This is a genomic window from Bradyrhizobium sp. CCGUVB4N (genome assembly GCF_024199945.1).
In the GTDB taxonomy this organism is placed as follows: domain Bacteria; phylum Pseudomonadota; class Alphaproteobacteria; order Rhizobiales; family Xanthobacteraceae; genus Bradyrhizobium.
Genome location: NZ_JANADP010000001.1, coordinates 591,624 through 609,799, shown reverse-complemented (window position 1 = coordinate 609,799; position 18,176 = coordinate 591,624). Strand labels below are relative to the sequence as shown.

The 18,176-nt window shown below is 64.4% G+C and carries 18 protein-coding genes and 1 pseudogene; 9 read left to right on the top strand and 10 right to left on the bottom strand.

The genetic code is table 11. The features are described from left to right. The first annotated feature begins 21 nt into the window (after window positions 1-21). From gloB to NLM31_RS02830, 3 genes are all read left to right on the top strand, one after another. Entirely contained in the window at window positions 22-789 is a 768-nt protein-coding gene (gloB, locus tag NLM31_RS02840) for a hydroxyacylglutathione hydrolase (RefSeq protein WP_254127810.1), read from the top strand. A 37-nt stretch (window positions 790-826) separates the two neighbouring features. Further along, window positions 827-1,249: a cupin domain-containing protein gene (locus tag NLM31_RS02835; protein WP_212303588.1), complete on the top strand. Its 423-nt coding sequence runs from the start codon at window positions 827-829 to the stop codon at window positions 1,247-1,249. Between the two features lie 134 nt (window positions 1,250-1,383). Next, window positions 1,384-2,067: a flavin reductase family protein gene (locus tag NLM31_RS02830; RefSeq protein WP_254191388.1), complete on the top strand. Its 684-nt coding sequence runs from the start codon at window positions 1,384-1,386 to the stop codon at window positions 2,065-2,067. A 6-nt stretch (window positions 2,068-2,073) separates the two neighbouring features. On the opposite strand, the gene NLM31_RS02825 is transcribed toward NLM31_RS02830, so the two are convergent. The 3 genes from NLM31_RS02825 to NLM31_RS02815 all read right to left on the bottom strand — a co-directional run bounded on the left by NLM31_RS02825 (window position 2,074) and on the right by NLM31_RS02815 (window position 5,184). Continuing rightward, on the bottom strand, window positions 2,074-2,943 hold the full coding sequence (locus NLM31_RS02825; protein ID WP_254191387.1) for a DMT family transporter: 870 nt from the start codon (window positions 2,941-2,943) through the stop codon (window positions 2,074-2,076). Window positions 2,944-3,044: 101 nt separating this feature from the next. Then, a complete protein-coding gene (phbB, locus tag NLM31_RS02820) occupies window positions 3,045-3,770 on the bottom strand; it encodes an acetoacetyl-CoA reductase (protein ID WP_254191386.1) in 726 nt (241 codons plus the stop codon). 235 nt (window positions 3,771-4,005) lie between these two features. Beyond that, window positions 4,006-5,184, bottom strand: coding sequence for an acetyl-CoA C-acetyltransferase (locus tag NLM31_RS02815; protein ID WP_254191385.1), 1,179 nt, complete (start codon window positions 5,182-5,184; stop codon window positions 4,006-4,008). 305 nt (window positions 5,185-5,489) lie between these two features. On the opposite strand from NLM31_RS02815, the gene phaR reads away from it, so the two are divergent. Both phaR and NLM31_RS02805 read left to right on the top strand, forming a co-directional pair. Beyond that, window positions 5,490-6,074: a polyhydroxyalkanoate synthesis repressor PhaR gene (phaR, locus tag NLM31_RS02810; protein ID WP_254127805.1), complete on the top strand. Its 585-nt coding sequence runs from the start codon at window positions 5,490-5,492 to the stop codon at window positions 6,072-6,074. Window positions 6,075-6,180: 106 nt separating this feature from the next. Beyond that, a complete protein-coding gene (locus tag NLM31_RS02805; RefSeq protein ID WP_254191384.1) occupies window positions 6,181-6,804 on the top strand; it encodes a trans-aconitate 2-methyltransferase in 624 nt (207 codons plus the stop codon). Here NLM31_RS02805 and NLM31_RS02800 read toward each other — a convergent pair whose 3' ends face one another. Further along, window positions 6,805-7,692 (bottom strand): branched-chain amino acid aminotransferase, encoded by an 888-nt coding sequence (locus NLM31_RS02800; RefSeq protein ID WP_254191383.1) that lies wholly within the window; start codon window positions 7,690-7,692, stop codon window positions 6,805-6,807. Between the two features lie 149 nt (window positions 7,693-7,841). On the opposite strand from NLM31_RS02800, the gene NLM31_RS02795 reads away from it, so the two are divergent. After that, window positions 7,842-8,777 (top strand): alpha/beta hydrolase, encoded by a 936-nt coding sequence (locus tag NLM31_RS02795; RefSeq protein ID WP_254127802.1) that lies wholly within the window; start codon window positions 7,842-7,844, stop codon window positions 8,775-8,777. 9 nt (window positions 8,778-8,786) lie between these two features. Here the strand turns inward: NLM31_RS02795 and NLM31_RS02790 are convergent, their stop codons facing one another. Continuing rightward, the gene (locus NLM31_RS02790) at window positions 8,787-9,032 is read right to left on the bottom strand and encodes a hypothetical protein (protein WP_254127801.1); all 246 of its coding nucleotides are present in this window, start codon (window positions 9,030-9,032) and stop codon (window positions 8,787-8,789) included. A gap of 214 nt (window positions 9,033-9,246) precedes the next feature. Between NLM31_RS02790 and NLM31_RS02785 the strand changes: the two genes are divergently transcribed. Continuing rightward, complete coding sequence (locus NLM31_RS02785) at window positions 9,247-10,119, top strand: hypothetical protein (protein WP_254135192.1); 873 nt, start codon at window positions 9,247-9,249, stop codon at window positions 10,117-10,119. A 139-nt stretch (window positions 10,120-10,258) separates the two neighbouring features. After that, complete coding sequence (locus NLM31_RS02780; protein WP_254191382.1) at window positions 10,259-11,842, top strand: sensor domain-containing diguanylate cyclase; 1,584 nt, start codon at window positions 10,259-10,261, stop codon at window positions 11,840-11,842. A gap of 19 nt (window positions 11,843-11,861) precedes the next feature. Here the strand turns inward: NLM31_RS02780 and NLM31_RS02775 are convergent. The 3 genes and pseudogenes from NLM31_RS02775 to NLM31_RS02765 all read right to left on the bottom strand — a co-directional run. After that, a pseudogene (locus NLM31_RS02775) lies at window positions 11,862-12,095 on the bottom strand (carboxymuconolactone decarboxylase family protein); the annotation flags it as partial. 127 nt (window positions 12,096-12,222) lie between these two features. After that, window positions 12,223-13,368, bottom strand: coding sequence for a PLP-dependent cysteine synthase family protein (locus NLM31_RS02770; RefSeq protein WP_254191381.1), 1,146 nt, complete (start codon window positions 13,366-13,368; stop codon window positions 12,223-12,225). A 107-nt stretch (window positions 13,369-13,475) separates the two neighbouring features. Then, window positions 13,476-13,940, bottom strand: coding sequence for an Lrp/AsnC family transcriptional regulator (locus tag NLM31_RS02765; RefSeq protein WP_254127797.1), 465 nt, complete (start codon window positions 13,938-13,940; stop codon window positions 13,476-13,478). 158 nt (window positions 13,941-14,098) lie between these two features. On the opposite strand from NLM31_RS02765, the gene NLM31_RS02760 reads away from it, so the two are divergent. After that, window positions 14,099-15,115, top strand: coding sequence for a 1-aminocyclopropane-1-carboxylate deaminase (locus NLM31_RS02760; protein ID WP_254127796.1), 1,017 nt, complete (start codon window positions 14,099-14,101; stop codon window positions 15,113-15,115). A 177-nt stretch (window positions 15,116-15,292) separates the two neighbouring features. Here the strand turns inward: NLM31_RS02760 and recQ are convergent, their stop codons facing one another. Next, a complete protein-coding gene (gene recQ / locus NLM31_RS02755) occupies window positions 15,293-17,158 on the bottom strand; it encodes a DNA helicase RecQ (RefSeq protein ID WP_254127795.1) in 1,866 nt (621 codons plus the stop codon). 261 nt (window positions 17,159-17,419) lie between these two features. Next, a complete protein-coding gene (locus NLM31_RS02750) occupies window positions 17,420-18,163 on the bottom strand; it encodes a polysaccharide deacetylase family protein (RefSeq protein WP_254191380.1) in 744 nt (247 codons plus the stop codon). Between the last annotated feature and the right edge of the window lie 13 nt (window positions 18,164-18,176).

Sequence of the window (18,176 nt, the reverse complement as noted above, 5' to 3'; positions counted from 1 at the left end):
GCTGAGCGCGATGGAGATGTCATGGCCGCCGAAATTCGTACTTTCAACTGTTTAAACGACAATTTCGGTTATCTGATCCACGATGTGGAAACCAAGGCAACCGCCTCGATCGACGCGCCGGAAGCCGGCCCCATCATCAAGGCGCTGGAGCGCGAGGGCTGGCAGCTCACCGATATCCTGATCACCCATCATCATGGCGATCATGTCGGCGGGGTCGCCGAACTCAAGCAGAAATACAATTGCCGCGTCGTCGCGCCGCATGACAAGACGACGAAGATCGCCGATGTCGATTTGCGGGTCGCCAATGGCGACGTGGTCAAGGTCGGCGCGCTGCTCGGGCGCGTGCTGGAAACGCCCGGCCATACGCTCGACCATATCTCCTACGTGTTCGACACCGAGAAGACGCTGTTCGCCGCCGACACGCTGTTCTCGATCGGCTGCGGCCGCGTGTTCGAAGGCAACTATCCGATGATGTGGGATTCGCTGTTGAAGCTGCGGGCCTTGCCCGACGACTTCAAGCTCTATTGCGGCCACGAATACACGGCCTCCAACGTCAAGTTCGCGCTGACCATCGATCCCGACAATGCGGCCCTCCAGGCGCGCGCGGCGGAAGTGACGCGGCTGCGCGCGGACAACAAGCCGACCATCCCCTCACTGCTTGGTGATGAGAAGCGAGCAAATGTGTTCCTGCGCGCTGATGAACCGTCGGTCGCAGCCAGGCTACACATGAAGGGCGCGGATGCCGCCGTCGTGTTCGGCGAGCTGCGCGAGCGCAAAAACAAGTCCTGAAATACAAGTTTTGACGATCAAGTCCTGACAGGGATCGATGCCGACCGCAGCCGAGATCATCGCGCGCCTGGAGCTCCGCCCACACCCCGAGGGCGGACACTATCGCGAGACCTTTCGCGACCAGACCACCGACGCCAATGGCCGCTCGCGCTCGACCCTCATCTACTTCCTGCTCGCACGCGGCGAGCGCTCGCACTGGCATCGCATCGATGCGGTCGAGACCTGGCACTATTACGCCGGCAGCCCGTTGACACTCCGTATCGCGCATGAGGGCTGCTCCCAGCACGAGGTGCGGCTCGGCACCGATCTCGTGAGCGGCGAACGGCCGCAGGCGATCGTGCCGGCGGATGCGTGGCAAATGGCGGAGACCACCGGCGAGTGGACGCTGGTCGGCTGCACCGTGGCGCCTGCCTTCGAGTTCGCAAAATTCGAGCTCGCGCCGAAGGGTTGGGAGCCCTAGCGATCGTCTCGACACGTTTTCTTCACGCGAACCGGTATCCGCTGCGCTCGAAAACGCTCTGCTCGATCTGGAATCGGGTGGGTTCGATCCGGTCAACACCGTAGGACGGCGCTCTCAACAAAGAGGAGCGCACGATGCACGGAACACTCGATCCCGCCGCCGTCCAGATCGACCCGGCCATTTTGTATTTCGGAACGCCGGTCGTCCTGATCGGATCGACCAACGAGGACGGATCGCACAATCTCGCGCCGATGTCTTCGGCATGGTGGGTGGGATGGCGTTGCATGCTCGGGCTCGCAAGCAATTCCAAGACCACCGAGAACATGATTCGCACCGGCGAATGCGTGCTCAATCTGCCGTCTGCCGCCCTTGTCGCCGCCGTCGACCGGCTCGCGCGCACCACCGGCTCGAATCCCGTGCCGCCAGGCAAACTCTATCGCGGTTACCGGCACGAAAAGGACAAGTTCGGCCACAGCGGCTTGACCGCGCAAGCGGGCGAGACGGTCAACGCTCCCCGCGCGATCGAATGCCCGGTGCAGATGGAAGCAAAGGTCGCCCACGTGCATGAGATGGCGCAGGACGATGCTGTCTGGCGCGGCAATCTCGCTGCGATCGAGGTCCGCATCACCCGCGTGCACGCGCATCCCGACATCATGATGGAGGGGACAAGCAACCGCATCGATCCCGACAAATGGCGGCCGCTGATCCTCAGCTTCCAGGAATTCTATGGTCTGACACCGCAGCGCTTGCAGCGCTCCGAACTCGGACAGATCCCGGAGACGATGTATCGGCCGCCGGGCTGGCAGCCGGCGCTCTGACGCGCCTCATCGCTTGCGCAGCACCATGTCCTTTGCCGCGATCAGGCCGCCGCCGGCGATCAGGACCGCGGCGATCGCAATGTTGGCGCTGGCTTTGGCGAAGCCGGCGGCGATGAGGAAGCCGGTCGAGAGCAGCGGCGTCGCGTAGGAGGCGGCGCCGAGCACGCGGATATCTCCACGCTTCATGCCGACGTCCCATGCGTAGAAGGCAGCGCCGACGGGGCCGATGCCGAGTGCGATCACGGCGAGCCATTGCAAATTCGTCTCGGGCCACACCGTGGTTTCGAGCAGACCATGCATCAACGCGGCGAGCACCGATGTGGCGAGGCAGAAGCCCGCGACCGCATCGGTTGGCACCGCCTTCAATCGTCGCGACAGCACCGAATAGGTTGCCCAGACGAACGCGGCGATGAAGGCCGCGACCAGTCCCGGCACTGCGCCCGGCGCGAAGCCGGAGGTATTGCCGGCAAACAGCAGCACGGTGCCGACGAGACCGAGCACGGCGCCGATGACGTGATGCACGGCAAGCCGCTCGCCCGGCAGGAACGACGAGAACAGCACGATCAGCAACGGCCACATGTAATTCAGAAGGCCGGCTTCGGCCGGCGGCGCGAAGCGCAGCGCGAGGAAATAGAGCGCGTGATAGCCGAACAGGCCGCCAACGCCGACGAGCCACACGACGAGCGGCTGACGCACGCTTTTCGCGGCATCGCCGCGGCCGATCCAGGTGAGCAGGCCGACGAGACCGCCGATCGCAAACGTCATCGCGGCGAGCTGGAACGCCGGGATCTTGCCTGTCGCCACCGTCATCACCGACAACAACGACCACATCAGGATCGCGGTCAGTCCGATCAGTGTGGCGGTGCGCGGGGTCATGGATAAAAGGGCTCTGAGGACGCTTATGCCCGGCACGAGGCCGGGCACTTGCGCCTTCACTATCGCCTTGTCTCGCCCAACGCTACAGGCTTGACATCATATCAGGCGTGATACTGACCGCCATTGATGGTGAGGGTCGAGCCGGTGATGAAGCCGGCATCGTCGGCCGCGAGGAACACGACCGCACGCGCGATCTCTTCGGGCTCGCCGAGCCGGTTGACCGGGATCTGCGGGATCACGTTCTTCTCCAGCACGTCCTTCGGCACGGCCTGCACCATCTCGGTGTTGATATAGCCAGGCGCAATGGCGTTGACGGTGATGCCGCCCTTGGCGTTCTCGATTGCGAGCGCCTTGGTGAAGCCGATGTCGCCGGCCTTGGCTGCCGAATAATTGACCTGGCCGAACTGCCCCTTCTGGCCGTTGATCGACGAGATCGAGATGACGCGGCCGAACTTGCGCGCACGCATGCCCTCGATCACCTGACGGGTCATGTTGAACAGCGAGCCGAGATTGGTGTTGATCACCGCGTTCCACTGCTCGAGCGTCATCTTGTGGAAGGCCGTGTCACGGGTGATGCCGGCATTGTTGACGAGGACATCGACCGGGCCGAGCTCGGCCTCGACCTTCTTCACGCCTTCGGCGCAGGCATCGAAATTGCTGACGTCCCATTTGTAGACGGCGATGCCGGTCTCGGCCTTGAACTTCTCCGCCGCCGCGTCATTGCCGGCATAGCTCGCCGCAACCTTGTAGCCGGCCGCCTTCAGCGCCTTGCTGATCGCAGCTCCGATGCCCCGCGTACCACCCGTCACCAATGCAACTCGTGCCATATCGTATTCCTTCCCTTGGACTCTTCGGACGTTTCTGAGTGATCGTTTTTAGTGGTGGATTATGCGGCTGGTTTGACGGACATCAAGAACAAAACGCCCGGCGTTGAGCCGGGCGTTTGTATTTAGTCGAGGCTTGCGCAGTTGCGAAGAATATTTGATTTGCAACCGCCGCCTTTTTAGTCGCGTGCAACGCACTCACTGGCGCGTGCAGCGCACGCGTCAGTCAAGTGTAAGCTCAGTCGCGCGCCAGACACATCGCGATACCCATACCGCCGCCGATGCACAGCGTGGCGAGGCCCTTCTTCGAATCGCGCTTCTGCATTTCGTGCAGCAGCGTCACCAGCACGCGCGCGCCGGACGCGCCGACCGGATGGCCGATCGCGATCGCGCCACCGTTGACGTTGACCTTGGAGGTGTCCCAGCCGAGGTCCTTGTTGACGGCGCAAGCCTGTGCCGCGAAGGCTTCGTTGGCCTCGATCAGGTCGAGATCGCCGACGCTCCAGCCGGCCTTCTTCAGCGCGGCGCGCGAGGCCGGGATCGGACCCGAGCCCATGATCTTCGGATCGACGCCAGCCTGCGCCCAGGACACGATGCGCGCGAGCGGCTTCTTGCCTTCCTTGGCGGCCTGCTTGGCGGTCATCAGCACCACGGCGGCAGCGCCGTCATTGATGCCCGAGGCCGAGCCAGCGGTGACCGTGCCTTCCTTCTCGAAGGCGGGACGCAGCTTCGCCATCGCGTCGAGCGTGGCACCGTGGCGCGGATATTCGTCGGCGCTGACGACGGTGTCGCCCTTGCGGCCCTTGATGGTGACGGGGACAATCTCGTCGTTGAACTTGCCGGCCTTCTGCGCAGCTTCAGCCTTCTGCTGCGAAGCGACCGCGAATTCGTCCTGCTGGGCACGGGTGATCTGCCACTGCTTGGCGACGTTCTCGGCGGTGTTGCCCATGTGATAGCCGTTGAAGGCATCCCAGAGGCCGTCCTTGATCATGGTGTCGACGAACTCGACCGCGCCCATCTTGACGCCGCCGCGCAGATACTGGGCGTGCGGAGCCATGCTCATGGACTCCTGGCCGCCGGCCACCACGATCTCCGAATCACCGTTGAGCAGCGCCTGATAGCCGAGCGCAACCGTGCGCAGGCCCGAGCCGCAAAGCTGGTTGACGCCCCAGGCCGGGCTTTCCACCGGAATGCCGGCCATGATCGAGGCCTGGCGGGCGGGGTTCTGGCCCTGGGCCGCGGTCAGGATCTGGCCCATGATGACTTCCGAGACCCGGCCGGGCTCGATGCCACCGCGCTCCAGCGCGGCCTTGATGGCGATCGCGCCGAGATCGTGGGCGGGAAGGGTCGCGAACGCTCCGTTGAAGCTTCCGACCGGGGTGCGGGCGGCGCTGACGATGACGACATCGTCTGACATGGGCATCTCCTGGGGTTGAATGGGGGCAGACGGGGCTGGGAAACGGCTCGCCAGTCTCGAAGGGCATCCTGTTAACGTCGTTGCGGCATGTCAATCGGCAGGTCACCGAATTCATGCCGCAGCGCATTCAAAATAGCGTTCTTGGCGATTTCGCAAGCAGGTTTTTGCTGTGCAATTAACCGTGCCGCACAAAACGGTAGCGTGACCCCTTTGAAAATGCTTATTTTGTTGCGTTGCGTACTCTTCCCGCCCTGCGGCATTTGCGCTGCAGGTTCCCGTTCTCAGCGTCTTTGAAGTGAGAGCCCATGGCGAAATCAGACCAACCCACCACCATCAAGAAATACGCGAACCGCCGGCTCTATAACACCGGAACGAGCACCTACGTGACGCTGGAAGACCTCGCCGCCATGGTCAAGGACGGCGAAGATTTCCTGGTCTACGACGCCAAAACCGGTGACGACATCACCCGCTCCGTGCTCGCCCAGATCATCTTCGAGCAGGAGAACAAGGCCGGCCAGAATCTCTTGCCGACCACCTTCCTGCGCCAGCTGATCCGCTTCTACGGCGACAGCATGCAGATGGTGGTGCCGAAATATCTGGAGCAGTCGATCGCGACGCTGACCCAGGAGCAGGAGAAGTTCCGCAAGCAGATCGCCAACTCGCTGTCCGGAACTCCGTTTGCGCCGCTGGAGGAACAGGTCCGCCGCAACATGGAGCTGTTCCAGCAGACCTTCTCGATGTTCAAGCCGTTCGTCCCCACGCCGGGCCGCTCGGAGCCAGAGCCCGATGCGAGCGCCGAGCCGGCCAAGGACAGCAACATCGACGACCTGCGCCAGCAGATGAAGGACATGCAGGAGCGCCTCGAGCGCATGTCAAAGAAGGACGAGTAGGCCTCTCGTCCACACCGGCGCGTCCGCAAATGCGGGCGCGCGAACGCCAGATTGATTGCGGCAGCGCCATCCGCTCGCCGCCCTTCCGGCCAAGGCCGGAGCCACCATGCCTGACCGGACCACCCATTGGGACAATGTCTACGCCACCAAGGGCGAGGCCGAGGTCAGCTGGTTTCAGGACAGTCCTGCGATCTCGCTCGAGATGATTCGCGTGGCGCATCCGGATCATCACGCAGCCATCATCGATGTCGGCGGTGGCGCGTCGCGGCTGGTCGATGCGCTGCTGCAAGACGGATATCGCGACATCGCGGTGCTCGACCTTTCCGCCAACGCGCTCGACGCGGCGAGGAAACGAATCGGCGCGGCCGCCTCGACGATCGACTGGATCGTCGCCGACGCCACGACATGGCAACCGGCGAAGACCTGGGATATCTGGCACGATCGCGCCGCCTTTCACTTCCTGACCGATCCGCACGACCGGGCCGCCTATGTCGAGCGCCTGCGGTCGGCGGTCGCGCCGGACGGGCACGTGATCATCGCGACGTTCGCGCCCAATGGCCCGGAAAAATGCAGCGGCCTGCCGGTTCAGAGGCACGACAGCGCGAGCCTTTCAGCCGAGCTCGGGCCAGAGTTCGAGCTGATCGAGACGCGGAGCGAGGTTCACCACACGCCGTGGCATTCGACGCAGGCGTTTCAGTTCAGCCGGTTTCGGAGGCGCGGCCAGCTCTAGTCAAGCCGCCAGCTTCACCGCATGCGCGAAATCCCAATAGAGTTTTCGTGCCTTGGTGTAGAGCGGGCCCGGCTTCAGTTCACGCGCGTCGATGCGAATCACCGGCGCGACCTTGGCGAAATTGCCGGTGGAGAAGATCTCGTCGGCGGCGAGGAAGTCGGCATAGCGAAGCGTCTTCTCGACCACGGTGACGCCGTCACCGCGGAGCAGGCTGATCACGCGCTGGCGTGTGATGCCGTTGAGGAAGGTGCCGTTCGGCACCGGCGTGAAGACGACGCCGTCTTTCGCCATGAACACGTTGGAATTGCCGAACTCCGCGACGTTGCCGAGCATGTCGAGCATCAGCGCGTTCTGGAAACCGCGCGAGGCGGCTTCCGCCAGCGCCCGCGAATTGTTCGGATAGAGACAGGCGGCCTTGGCGTCGACCGGCGCGCATTCGGCGGTGGGCCGGCGGAACGGCGACAGCGTGATCGCGTTGCCGACCGGTTTCGGCATCGGCGCCTCGTAGATGCACAGGCACCAATTGGTGGTTTCAGGGTCGAACAGCACGCCGCCGCCCGACCCGTTCTGCGCCCAATACATCGGACGGACATAGAGCTCGGCATTCGGCGCAAAGCGCGCGATGCCCTCGTGTGCGAGCGTGAGCCAGGTGCCGGCATCGACCACCGGCTTCAGGCCAAAATTGATCGCCGATTGATTGGCGCGGGCCACATGGCGGTCGAGATCCGGCGCGACGCCCTCGAATGCGCGCGCGCCGTCGAACACGACCGAGCCGAGCCAGGCCGCATGCGTGCGCGGCCCCATGATCGGCACGTTGCCGTCATGCCATTTGCCCTCGAAGAAGGTCCAGCTCGGCGAATATTCGATCGACTTCTTGATCTCGGCCATATCAGGCCTCCCTCGAAAAATATCCGGGCACTATTGTCCCAATTTCTAAACGATTTGCTGCGGGGAAGCATCAACTCTCCCCTCCCGTGAGGTTAAGACAACAACGCGGCCAAACCCGCTATAGTGTCGGGCACGTCACGGAGTTTCCCATGCCGCTCGATCCGCTCGCAAAGCGCTTGTTGACCATGATGGCTGCGGCTGCGCCGCAGGTGCGGACCCGGCCGAGCGTCGAAGCGCGGCGACAATCGCTGGCGAAGCTGATGCAGTTCGCGCGCGCCGCGGCGCCGGATGTGACCGCCTCCGACGGCAAATTGCCCGGCCCTGGCGGAGAGCTGCCTTATCGGCTCTATTCGCCGGCGTCGGCGGGCGAGCGCGCACCGGGCTTCGTGTTCTTTCATGGCGGCGGGCTCGTCGCCGGCAGCATCGCGACGCATGACCGTATCGCGGCGGCGCTGGCACATGCGACCGGCTGCCGCCTCGTTTCGGTCGACTACCGCCTCGCGCCCGAGCACAAATTTCCCGCCGCAGTCGACGATGCCATCGCCGCCACCGAATGGGTTGCGCGCGAAGCTCCGTCGCTCGGCATCGACGCCGAACGCCTGGTGGTCGGCGGCGATTCCGCAGGCGCCACACTGGCTGCGGTCGTATGCCAGGAGGCGGCGCAGAGCGCCGGCCTCTCCATCGTCGCGCAATGCCTGATCTGCCCGGTGCTGGACTTCGAGGAAACCTCGCCCTCGCGCGAGGCCTTCGCCGAAGGCCATCTGATCGACCGCATCACCATCGAGGCCGATCTGTCCGATTACCTGCCCGAGGGCCTGGATGCCGCCGATCCCCGCATCTCCCCGCTCCGCGCGACGCGGCTCTCGGGCCTGCCGACCGCCATCATCCACACCGCCGAGTTCGACCCGATGCGCGACGAGGGCAATGCCTATGCGCGCAAGCTGCTCGCCGCGGGCGTCGCGGTCGAGCACGTCTGCCATGACGGCATGGTCCACAACTTCCACGCCATGGGCGCGATCCTGCCACAATCGCAGCTCGTGCTGTCACAGATCGGCGAGCAGGTCAGGCGCGCGGTGGAGACTTAGAGGCGCGAATCACACGCGGGCCTCGAGCACGGCCCTGGCTGCCACGACATAGTCCGGCCAATGCGCATCCGCATAGCGTTCGGCCTGCCGCGCGCAGGCGAGGTCGGGCGCATGCGCGGCGGCAATCAGGCGCGCGAAGCGTTCTTCGGCAACCGTCGCATCCGCAATGGCCGGTGCCGGTGCCGCGGCCATTGCGGTCGGAGCCACGGCGAGCCCCGCCATTCCAGCGAGCAGGATGCGGCGCGACGTGTTCATGATGATCGTCTCCATTGTCCGGCCTGCACTGTGCCGGACGAGTGTGTCGGTGCAATCACAGCAGGGTAACCGCGTAGATGCGCATCGTCCATTGCCCGCGGATAGACCTTGACCACACGAACGATCACGTTCCATCTAGCGAACAGCTCCGTCACCAGAGTGCCACGCGTCGGATTGTCACGTGTCCCACCACAGCCCAGCGTCCGCCCCGGTCTTGCGCGCTGTCGCGATGGGACTGCTGTGTCTGACGATCCCGGGCGGCGCCGCCTACGCCGGCGACGAGGCCGAGGACACGGCGGCAAAGCCTGTCGTCCCGAACATCTACCTCGATGTTCGCACGACCTATGCCACGATCCCCGCGGGCACGCTCGGGCTCGGTTTCGGCAACACCTCCCTCTCGGCCGCGTTCGAAGCGCTGGCGGCCCAACGCGGCGCGACGCTGCCCAACGGCTTGCCGGCGGCGAAATCGATTGCCGTCGACCTGCCGCTGACCGTGGACGTCAGCGATCGCGTGTCGCTCTATGGCGGTGTATCAGGCTCGGCGACGGATATCGGCGGCGGCTGGTCGACATTCGACGTCACCAGCTGGAACATCGGCGTGCAGGCCGACCTCTACCAGCAGAACGGCGGCAAGATCCCGACCATCACCCTGCAATCCACCATCACGCAGTCGGTGCCGAACGCGCCGGGCATGACGAATTCGTTCAACAACATCCTGGAATTCGACTACGCGCTCGACGAGGACGAGACGCGCGGCTGGCTTGCCGGCGTGCAATACACCCACACCGACATTGCCAGCGTGGTGGCCCGGATCAGGCCGAATACGATCCTCTACGCCGGCGGCTATTACCAATGGCCGAGCAACTGGAAATTCATCGGGCGCCTCGGCATGCAGTCGTTCGGCGGTGCGCAGCTCGCAGGCCGGACCCTGGCGGAATCCTTCACCCAGCCGATCCTGCGCCTCGACCTCGACCGCATGGATGACAATGACAACCGTCTGTTCGGCATCACCGCCCAGATCGCGTGGATGCCGAAACCATCCTACCAGGTGACGCTGCGGACGCCGCTTTACGCCGTGCGCCACTGAGCGCGGGCCGCCGTGGGCCTCCATTGGAGTTCCGCGTCAACCGATCGTTAATCCTCATCCGAAAACTTCGATTGCGTTACGCCGCCGCAAGGAACGTTGCGGCACAATCAGACGGCGTATTCAGCCTTGGAGACTGCGGATGTCCCGCTTGGTGCCGGAACGGACGTTCCTGGCTGGGAAGATCATCTTCAATTTCGGCCAGTCGTCGATCGATTGCGTCGTGCGCCGGCTGACCGAGGAGGCCGCGACGCTCGAGATGCAGAGCGGTCTCGGCGTCCCCGATCGATTCCAGCTCACGCTTGCGGGACGCGACATCCTGAGCTGCCGCGTGATCTGGCGATCGGACCGTCAGGTGGGAGTCGCTTTCGAACAGCCGGGCAGCGTCGAACGCCCCGCCGGCAGCAAACAGGAGCGCTCACCCGACTCGCTGATGCGCGCCCAGATGCTGGCCCTGCGCGCGGCCCTGGATCATGTGCCGACCGGCATCGTGCTGCTCGACAACCACCTCCGGGCGCGCCTCATCAACCGCTCGTTTCGCCAGATGTGGCACCTGCCTGACCAGGTCGCCGACAGCTACCCATCCATTCTCACGCTGCTTCATCACGGGCGCGACATCGGAGCCTACGAGGTGCCGGATCCCGCCCTCGAAGCCCATGTGAAAGAGCGTGTCCGCGTGATCGAGGCCGGCGACCCGACACCTATCGACGTACGCCGAACCAACGGCGATGTCGTGCGCGTCCAATGCACGCCTTTGCCCGACGGCGGACGCATGCTGACCTATACGCCCGTCACCGACATCGTGCGCTTCTCCGACGAGCTGAAGCTGCTGCGCGACGCCCTGGAAAACGTTCAGGACGGCGTTCTCCTTCTCGACTCCAACCTGAATGCGAGCTTCATGAACCTGCGGATGCGGCGGTTCTGGGAGGTGAGCGAGGAAGAAGCCGCCACCCGCCCAGCCTATGCTTCGCTGGTGAGCCGCGCGCAACGCGCGAGCGCCCCGGACCTTGCGGCAAACGAGCTGGCGAAATTCCCCGGCAGGCGTCTCGCCGAGGTCAAGGCAGGCGATCACGTGCGCGACCTCCAGACGCCCGACGGGCGATTGATCAGGGCTCATTGCACCACGATGTCGAACGGCGGCCGCATGCTGACCTATGTCGACATCACCGATCTCAACGACAAGGCCAACATGCTGGAGCGGCTCGCGACCACCGATCCGCTCACCGGTCTGTACAACCGCCGGCATTTCCTGGGTTCGCTCGATGCGGAATGGAGCCGCTTCCAGCGCTACTACCGCTCGGTCTCCGTCCTGATGCTCGACATCGATCATTTCAAGTCGGTCAACGATCGCTACGGTCACGCGGTCGGCGACGAGGCGATCAAGGCTGTTGCGGCCGCATGCAACGAGGGCAAGCGCAAGTCCGATCTCGTCGGCCGCATCGGTGGCGAGGAGTTCGCGGTTCTGCTGCCCGAGACCAGCCTGTCACGCGCCAAGCTCGTTGCCGAGCGAATCCGCAAGCGCGCGATGGCGATGCGGCTGAACGCTCATCAGGTGCAGTTCGGCGTCACCGTGAGCATCGGCATTGCCGAAGCCAGCGTCAGCATGTCCGGCATCGACGCGCTGATGGGCGCAGCCGACCAGGCGCTCTACCAGGCCAAGGCCGAAGGCCGCAATCGTTGCATCGCCTGGATGCCCCCGCCGCCTGCAAGCAGGGCGGCAGAGTGATCGTCGCGAGGCGCTTCTACTCCGGCACCGGCGCCGGCAGCAGCGGGTTCGACGCGATCGCCTTGACCAGCTCCCACACCGGCTTGCCGAAGCGCGGCTCGCGGATCCAGGGATTCCAGGGACCAAGCAGCGCGCCATCGTCGCGCATGTTCACAAAGCCCTTGAAGTGGTCCTTGATGCCCGCTTGCATGTCGGCATAGAGCGGCTTCTGTTCGTCGCTCAGCTGTTTCGGATCAAGAATGGGAATGCGCACGGCAAGATCTCCTCGTTGAGAAGATCGAACGCTCGCGCGCGTGCGGGCGCAAGGCAAGTGAAGTTGCCGTGACGATCGTGCAATTTCGCAAATAGCAGAGAGACGCCGCTACGAAGACTTCAGAGCGTCATGGGCTCTGCGGATTGACGACGTCGTCGACCGCGAGCGCGAGTGGCTGTGCGGTCTCAAGGAACGACGACAGAGCCGCCTCGAACGGCGCCGGATCGAGACCGCGCGCGGCGAGCCAGGTGGGTTCATAATAGGTCTGCCGGTAACGCTCGCCGGAATCGCAGATCAGCGTCACCAGCGAGCCGGTCTGGCCTGCCTTGCGCATCTCCGAGGCGAGCCGGCATAGTGCCAGGAAATTGGTGCCCGTGGAACCGCCGACCGCGCGCCGCAACCGGCGCGACAGCACGTTCATCGCGGCAATCGTCACCGCATCCGGAATCTTCATCATGCGGTCGACCACGCCCGGCACGAACGACGGCTCGCAGCGGGGACGGCCGACGCCTTCGATGAGTGAAGGGCGCTCGCACACATGGGAGCGGTCCTGCGTGCGGAAGCAATCGAAGAAGGCGGAGTGCTCGACATCGGCGACACACAGCCGCGTCGGATATTGGCGATAGCGCAGATAGCGACCGATGGTGGCCGACGTGCCGCCGGTGCCCGCGCCCATCACGATCCAGTCCGGGATCGGTCGCGGCTCGCCCGCCAATTGCGTGAAGATCGACTCGGCGATGTTGTTGTTGCCGCGCCAGTCGGTGGCGCGCTCGGCGAAGGTGAACTGGTCCATGTAATGGCCGCCGAGCCGGGTCGCGAGCGCAGCTGCTTCCGCATAGAGCGCGCGGCCGTCGTCGATCAGATGGCAATTGCCGCCATAGTGCTCGATCGCGGCGATCTTCTCCGCCGAGGTCGTGCGCGGCATCACGGCATAGAAGGGCACGCCGATCATCTGCGCGAAATACGCCTCCGACACCGCGGTCGAGCCCGACGACGCCTCCACGACGGGCGTGCCTTGGCGGATATGGCCATTGCAGAGCGCGTAGAGGAACAGCGAGCGCGCCAGCCGGTGCTTGAGGCTGCCGGTCGGATGCGTGGACTCGTCCTTCAGATAGATATCGATGCCCGCGAGCGCCGGCACGATCAGCCGGATCAGATGCGTGTCGGCCGTACGGCACTGGTCGGCCTCGATCGCGGCCACGGCCTCGTCGACCCAGCCGCGCCGATAGGCCGGCCCGGCCGGATTGAGGTTGCGGTAGGGGAATGTCTGCATCGGAGGAATCTCTCATGATGCGGATCGCGCATCAATAGCGGCGGATTGTTGTTTGACGCGTTTTCATGCCGCGAACCGGTTTCCACTTCGCTGGAAAACGCTCCGGCTCAGAACTCCAGCGGCGCGTTGTCGACGACCTCCTTCATCACGAAGAAGGTGCGTGTCTGGCGGACGCCGGGGAGCGCGATGAGCTGCTCGCCATGGATGCGGTTGAAATCCTCCATGTCGCCGACGCGGATTTTCAGGAAATAGTCGAAGTCGCCGGCGACGAGATGGCAGTCGAGCACGAATTTCAGTTTTGCGATCGCCTGCTCGAAGATCGCAAAGCTCTCCGGGGTCGAGCGGTCGAGCACGACGCCGACCATCACCAGCGTGCCCTTGGCCACCTTCTTCGGCGCCACCATGGCCCGGACGGTGGCGATAAAGCCGTCCTCGAACAGGCGCTGGGTGCGGCGATGGCATGTGGCGGGGCTGATCGCGACTGATACGGCCAGCTCGGCATTGCTGAGCCGACCGTTATTCTGCAGCAATCTCAACATCTTGAGGTCGATGCGATCGAGTCGGGCGGGCATGGAAGAAGCTTCCGATATTTAATCTATCTTCGGAAGGAATTCTAGCTATTGGCCTAATTTTCGCAAGATCACATGCAATATGGGCGCAAAATTCGAAAGCACCTTTTTGCAGTGCAATGCTAGCCACATCCCAGACCAACGCCAATCGGGATGAACCAATGAACCTCGACAAATTTCCGCGTTATCCGCTGACCTTCGGCCCGACGCCCATCGAGAAGCTGGAGCGGCTGTCCAAACATCTCGGCGGCAATGTCGAGATCTACGCCAAGCGCGAGGACTGCAATTCCGGCCTCGCCTATGGCGGCAACAAGCTGCGCAAGCTCGAATACATCATTCCCGACGCGATCGCGTCGAACGCCGATACGCTGGTCTCGATCGGCGGCGTGCAGTCGAACCACACCCGCATGATCGCCGCCGTCGCCGCCAAGATCGGCATGAAGTGCCGCCTGGTGCAGGAAGCCTGGGTGCCGCACGAGGACGCCGTCTATGACCGCGTCGGCAACATCATGCTCTCGCGCATCATGGGCGCCGACGTGCGTCTGGTCGACGACGGTTTCGACATCGGCATCCGCAAGAGCTGGGAGCAGGCTATCGAGGACGTGAAGGCTGCCGGCGGCAAGCCCTACGCGATCCCGGCCGGCGCCTCCGTGCACAAATTCGGCGGGCTCGGCTATGTCGGCTTCGCCGAGGAAGTGCGCAAGCAGGAGAAAGAGCTCGGCTTCAAGTTCGACTACATCATCGTCTGCACCGTGACCGGCTCCACCCATGCCGGCATGCTGGTCGGCTTCGCGGCGGACGGCCGTGCGCGAAAGGTGATCGGCATCGATGGCTCCTTCACGCCGGCGCAGACGAAAGCGCAGGTGCTCTCGATCGCTCAGAACACCGCAAAGCTCGTCGAACTCGGCCAGGACATCGTTGCAGACGACGTCGTGCTGATCGAGGACTACGCCTATCCCGCCTATGGCGTTCCGTCGGAGGAGACCAAGGAGGCGATCCGCCTCACCGCACGGCTCGAGGCGATGATCACCGACCCCGTCTATGAAGGCAAATCGATGCAGGGCCTGATCGACCTGACCAAGAAGGGCCATTTCGAGAAGGGCGCGAAGATTCTCTACGCCCATCTCGGCGGCGCACCGGCGCTGAACGGCTACGGCTACGCGTTCCGGAACGGCTGAGGTAGACCCACAACGACTGTCGTCCCGGGGCGCGACAAAGTCGCGAGCCCGGGACCCATAACCCCAGGGAGATGTTTGGCGAAGAATGTCTCCCCGCATGCCTCAAGATAGATCACGCGGTATGGATCCCGGATCTGCGCTCCGCTTCGCTGCGCTTGTCCGGGATGACGAGAAGCCTTACCGCGTCTTGACGATCTGCAGCAGCTCGTCGCCATAGTGCTCGAGCTTCTTGTCGCCGATGCCGGGGACGTTGCGGAGCTCGTCGAGCGTGGTCGGCCAGGCCCGGACGATGCCGTCGATGGTGGCATCATGCAGCACGACATAGGCCGGCACGCCGCGCTCGCGCGCCACATCGGAACGCCAGGAGCGCAGCCGCGCGCGCAATTCGGGATCGACGTCGCCCTGCGGCGCGCTGGCCGCCGGCGCGAGGTCGCCGCGGCGGGATTTTGCGCGGCTTGACCGAACCCGGGTGCCGGGCGCTTCCTCGCGCAGCCACACCTCTGTCTCTCCACGTAGTACGCCGCGCGCGGTCTCGGTCAGCTTCAGCGCGCCAAAGGCTTCGCTGTCGCTCTGCAGATGACCCATGGCCACCAGCTGCCGCAGCACGGTGCGCCATTGCTTCTCGTTGAGCTCGCGCCCGATGCCGAACACCGACAGCTTGTCGTGGCCGAACTGCGTCACCTTCTCGGTCAACCGTCCGATCAGCACGTCGATCAAGTGCATCGCGCCGAAGCGTTGTTCGGTGCGGTAGGCGCAGGACAAGAGCTTTTGCGCCAACACCTTGCCGTCACGCATTTTCGGCGGCGTCAGGCAGTTGTCGCAATTGCCGCAGCTTTCGCCGTGCACGACCTCGCCGAAATAGGCGAGCAGGCGCCGGCGCCGGCACTGCGCGGTCTCGGCGAGCCCGACCAGCGCATCGAGCTTGCCGATCGACACGCGCTTGAAGTCTTCGGAGCCAGTGGACTCGTCGATCATGCGGCGCTGCTGCACGATGTCCGAGAGCCCGTAGGCCATCCACGCCGCGGACGGCTTGCCGTCGCGCCCCGCACGCCCGGTTTCCTGGTAATAGGCCTCGATGCTCTTGGGCAGATCGAGATGGGCGACGAAGCGCACGTCGGGCTTGTCGATACCCATGCCGAAGGCGATGGTCGCGACGATGACGATGCCGTCCTCGTTGAGGAAGCGGTCCTGGTTGCGCGAGCGCACCTGACTGTCGAGCCCGGCGTGATAGGGCAGCGCCGCAATGCCGGCCTCGGCGAGTGCGCCAGCAACCTCCTCGACGCGGTTGCGGGACAGGCAATAGACCACGCCGGCATCTCCGGCATGGCGATCCCGGATAAACTCCTTCAGCTGCGACACCGCATTGCGCTTATCGACGATCTCGTAGCGGATGTTGGGCCGGTCGAAGCTCGAGACGAATTGCGGGCTATCCGTCAGCTGGAGCCGCTGGACGATTTCTTTCCGCGTCAATTCGTCGGCGGTCGCGGTCAGCGCGATGCGCGGCACATCGGGGAAACGCTCGGCGATGACGGAGAGACCGACATATTCGGGCCGGAAGTCATGCCCCCATTGCGAAACGCAATGCGCCTCGTCGATTGCGAACAACGCCACTTTGGCTTGTGCCAGCATCGACAGGCAACGCGGCGTCACCAGGCGCTCCGGCGCGACATAGAGCAGGTCGAGATCGCCCGCGATCAGGCGCCGCTCGATCTCGGAGGCCTCCTGCAAGGTCAGCGACGAGTTCAGCGCGGCAGCATTCACGCCGGCCTCGATCAGGCCCGCAACCTGGTCGCGCATCAGCGCGATCAGCGGCGAGACAACGATGCCGCAGCCCTCACGCAACAGTGACGGCAATTGATAGCACATCGACTTGCCGCCACCGGTCGGCATCAGCACCAGGCAATTACCGCCGTCGGTGACGTGCCGGATGATTTCGCCTTGCGCGCCTCGGAACCCCGGCAGGCCGAACACCGAATGCAGCACCGACAGCGCATCGCGGCCATCGGCCGGCGCTGGCAGCGGAACGGTGGAAGGGACGGGCATGGGGCGTGTCGGGGGTTTGCGAGATTCGGCACAACGCAAGTCGCATGGCCGTACGGGCGTTGCAAGACGATTTGCGGGGGCTTGCACCGTTGCTTCTTCTCCCTCTCCCCGTTCTTACGGGGAGAGGGTTGGGGTGAGGGGCATCTATCCGCAGATGAGATGGTGGTGAGACCTGTACCCCCTCACCCGGATCGCGCCGGACGATGCTGCGCATCGCCGGGGGCGATCCGACCTCTCCCCGCAAGCGGGGAGAGGTGAAAACTACGCCCCGATCCTGCGCAAGGCCTCGGCGACCGTCACGATCGGCATGTCGCGCTTGTCCGCGGCCGTCAGCGCGTGGCGCATCAGGGCCGGTGTGCAGCCATAAGGGCTTGGCGCATCGACGACGTCGTGACCGTAGAAGATCAGCCAGCCGCCGCTCGCGACCGCCTCGTCGAAGTAGCGATCCACGCCCGCCGCATCGATCTCGCAATTGACCAGCGGCGAAGCGCGCAGGAACTGGAGATCGATAACATCGCTGTTGACGCCGGGAAGGATGCCACGCGCCGAGCGAAAGGTTTTGGCGAGCTGCGGTTTCCGCCAGACCGAAGCGAGGCCATAGGGATAGGCAAAATTCTCGAGCTTGATCGAGGAGTCGATACCGCGGAAATGACTGCGGTTCCGCTCGATCTCGCGCGCCATCGCGCTCTCGTCGAGATCGACCGCGCGCAGATGCGAGAACGTGTGGCAGGCGATCTCGTGGCCGCCGCGATGCAGACGAATGATCGCGTCGTTCGACAGGCCGTGCCAATGGTCCCCGGGCTGATCGATCAGGCTGCCGGCGAGGTAGAACGTGCCGCGCCCGCCATGCGCTTCCAGTAGCGAGGCGCCCTCGTCCGCGGCGCTGTCGGGGGCGTCATCGAAGGTGAAGCTCACCATCGGCGCGTGCGCCGGCAAGCGGTGCGGCGCGGCGCGGAAATGCCGGGCTAGCCGATTGCTCAAGCGTCCGTTGAGGGCCGACAGCACGGGTGCATTCCCT

Coding starts and splice junctions, on each gene's coding strand:
- gloB (WP_254127810.1), top strand. CDS start 22: ATGGCCGCCGAAATTCGTACTTTCAACTGTTTAAACGACAATTTCGGT.
- NLM31_RS02835 (WP_212303588.1), top strand. CDS start 827: ATGCCGACCGCAGCCGAGATCATCGCGCGCCTGGAGCTCCGCCCACAC.
- NLM31_RS02830 (WP_254191388.1), top strand. CDS start 1,384: ATGCACGGAACACTCGATCCCGCCGCCGTCCAGATCGACCCGGCCATT.
- NLM31_RS02825 (WP_254191387.1), bottom strand. CDS start 2,943: ATGACCCCGCGCACCGCCACACTGATCGGACTGACCGCGATCCTGATG.
- phbB (WP_254191386.1), bottom strand. CDS start 3,770: ATGGCACGAGTTGCATTGGTGACGGGTGGTACGCGGGGCATCGGAGCT.
- NLM31_RS02815 (WP_254191385.1), bottom strand. CDS start 5,184: ATGTCAGACGATGTCGTCATCGTCAGCGCCGCCCGCACCCCGGTCGGA.
- phaR (WP_254127805.1), top strand. CDS start 5,490: ATGGCGAAATCAGACCAACCCACCACCATCAAGAAATACGCGAACCGC.
- NLM31_RS02805 (WP_254191384.1), top strand. CDS start 6,181: ATGCCTGACCGGACCACCCATTGGGACAATGTCTACGCCACCAAGGGC.
- NLM31_RS02800 (WP_254191383.1), bottom strand. CDS start 7,692: ATGGCCGAGATCAAGAAGTCGATCGAATATTCGCCGAGCTGGACCTTC.
- NLM31_RS02795 (WP_254127802.1), top strand. CDS start 7,842: ATGCCGCTCGATCCGCTCGCAAAGCGCTTGTTGACCATGATGGCTGCG.
- NLM31_RS02790 (WP_254127801.1), bottom strand. CDS start 9,032: ATGAACACGTCGCGCCGCATCCTGCTCGCTGGAATGGCGGGGCTCGCC.
- NLM31_RS02780 (WP_254191382.1), top strand. CDS start 10,259: ATGTCCCGCTTGGTGCCGGAACGGACGTTCCTGGCTGGGAAGATCATC.
- NLM31_RS02770 (WP_254191381.1), bottom strand. CDS start 13,368: ATGCAGACATTCCCCTACCGCAACCTCAATCCGGCCGGGCCGGCCTAT.
- NLM31_RS02765 (WP_254127797.1), bottom strand. CDS start 13,940: ATGCCCGCCCGACTCGATCGCATCGACCTCAAGATGTTGAGATTGCTG.
- NLM31_RS02760 (WP_254127796.1), top strand. CDS start 14,099: ATGAACCTCGACAAATTTCCGCGTTATCCGCTGACCTTCGGCCCGACG.
- recQ (WP_254127795.1), bottom strand. CDS start 17,158: ATGCCCGTCCCTTCCACCGTTCCGCTGCCAGCGCCGGCCGATGGCCGC.